Annotated in this window: 3 protein-coding genes; all 3 read left to right on the top strand. The window is 40.9% G+C overall.

Annotated features, from left to right (window positions below; translation table 11 throughout):
* Window positions 1-125 precede the first annotated feature (125 nt).
* From ccmB to BAZSYMA_RS06940, 3 genes are read left to right on the top strand one after another with little or no spacing between them, the layout of a single operon-like run.
* Entirely contained in the window at window positions 126-794 is a 669-nt protein-coding gene (ccmB, locus tag BAZSYMA_RS06950; protein WP_090717071.1) for a heme exporter protein CcmB, read from the top strand.
* A gap of 2 nt (window positions 795-796) precedes the next feature.
* Window positions 797-1252 (top strand): DUF29 domain-containing protein, encoded by a 456-nt coding sequence (locus tag BAZSYMA_RS06945; RefSeq protein ID WP_090717069.1) that lies wholly within the window; start codon window positions 797-799, stop codon window positions 1250-1252.
* A complete protein-coding gene (locus tag BAZSYMA_RS06940) occupies window positions 1236-1991 on the top strand; it encodes a heme ABC transporter permease (RefSeq protein ID WP_420912281.1) in 756 nt (251 codons plus the stop codon). The genes BAZSYMA_RS06945 and BAZSYMA_RS06940 overlap by 17 nt, the downstream gene beginning before the upstream one ends.
* Window positions 1992-2017 lie beyond the last annotated feature (26 nt).

Raw genomic sequence — 2017 nt, 5'->3', positions numbered from 1 at the left:
GAAAAAGAGGCGTTATTAGCACAATATGTTTTAAAAGGGGGCTCAGTGATTCTAACAACGCATCATGATTTAAATGTGCCAGGCCATAAGGTTCGACATATTAATTTAGATGAAGTGGCGCATTCATGAATTTTTTTATCGCGGCAGTACGTCGAGAGTTGATTTTAGCTTTACGCCGTCGTAGTGATATTGTTAATCCGTTGGCATTTTTCTTGATGGTTGCGGTTATGTTTCCTTTGGCAGTTAGTCCAGAGCCTAAGTTCTTGGCGCAAGTTGCCCCCGGGGTGATTTGGGTTGCAGCTTTGCTTGCATGTTTATTATCAGCTGACGGTATCTTTCGTAGTGATTTTGATGATGGCTCATTAGAGCAGATACTGGTTAGTCCGCAGCCGTTGGTTTTAGTTGTTTTAGCTAAGGTATTAAGCCACTGGATTATTAGCGGCTTTTGTTTGGCGTTGATGTCACCTTTATTAGCGATGATGTTATTTTTGCCCAGTGAAGGCTTAGGCGCACTAATACTAAGTTTATTATTAGGTACGCCAACTTTAAGTTTGCTGGGAGCGATAGGTGCGGGTTTAACAGTGGGGTTACGTAAAGGGGGGATTTTAATCTCGCTGTTAATTTTACCTTTATATATTCCGGTATTGATTTTTGGCGCAGGTACTGTACAAGCAGGGGCTATGGGCTTGCCGATAGCGGGTTATTTGGCATTGTTAGGGGCTTTGTTGGTGTTAAGTATGATGTTAGCTCCCTTTGCTATCGCCGCAGCGTTGAAAATTAGTGTACGAGGTTAGGTATGAGTCAATTACATGAGCAAGATTTTTATGCGTGGACACAACAGCAAGTACATTTGTTAAAGGATGAAAAACTTGATGAAATTGATGTTGCGGCGTTAATTGAGGAGCTGGAAAGTATGGGCGCTCGGGAAAAACGAGAGTTACTGAGCAGGCTGGAGGTGCTATTAATGCATTTGTTAAAATGGCAATATCAGCCAGAGCGGCAAGGAAAATTATGGGAATTTACCATTCAGGAACAAAGAAGTCGTATAAAGGATCATTTTTCTGAAAATCCAAGTTTAACGAATCCAGAAACTTTAGAGTTAGGATTAATAAAAGCTTATGCCTATGCTGTTAGAAACGCGGTTTATGAAACTGGGTTTAAAGTATCGCACTTCCCAAAAGACTGTCCGTACAGCTTAGAGCAAATCTTAGATATCAATTTTTACCCCAATGTGGATGATGATGAAAATTAAATTACCTCAATGGTTTTACCAATTAGCTTCACCGCGTTGGTTTTATGAATTTAGCGGTAAATTATTACCGTGGTTTTCTATTGCAGCCTTTATTTTATTAATAACAGGTTCAGTGTGGGGGTTGGCTTTTGCACCTGAAGACTATCAGCAAGGTAATAGTTTTCGTATTATTTATGTGCATGTGCCAGCGTCTATTTTAGCGCAATCTTGTTATATGCTGATGGCAATAGCAGGGGCAATAGGTTTGATTTGGAAAATGAAGATGGCGCATGTCGTGGCTAAGTCTTGCGCGAGCTTTGGAGCTTCAATTGCTATTATGTCTTTAGCGACAGGAGCAATCTGGGGTAAGCCAACGTGGGGTGCTTGGTGGGTGTGGGATGCGCGTTTAACGGCTATGCTGGTGCTATTCTTTTTATATGTGGGAGTTATCGCTTTGCATTCTGCCTTTGAAAATACTCAAAGTGCTGATAAAGCTTCAGCGATTTTATCATTGGTTGGCTTGGTGAATATTCCCATTATTAAATACTCAGTGGAATGGTGGAATACTTTACATCAAGGAGCGACCTTTAAAGTCACAGAAAAGCCTGCTATGCCACCGGAAATGTGGATACCACTATTAATTATGGTGCTGGGTTTTTATTGTTTTTTTGCGGTTATTTTAATGCAACGTGCGCGCATTGAAGTGCTGCAACGAGAAAAGAAAGCAGGCTGGGTGCAAGAGATTATTAAACAGAATTAACAACAAGGGAAATCAGATGGGACATT

Origin of the sequence: Bathymodiolus azoricus thioautotrophic gill symbiont (genome assembly GCF_001298715.1) — a bacterium.
Taxonomy (GTDB): domain Bacteria; phylum Pseudomonadota; class Gammaproteobacteria; order PS1; family Pseudothioglobaceae; genus Thiodubiliella.
The sequence above is the reverse complement of the archived record's forward strand: the minus strand, read 5'-3'. Positions and strand labels throughout refer to the sequence as shown.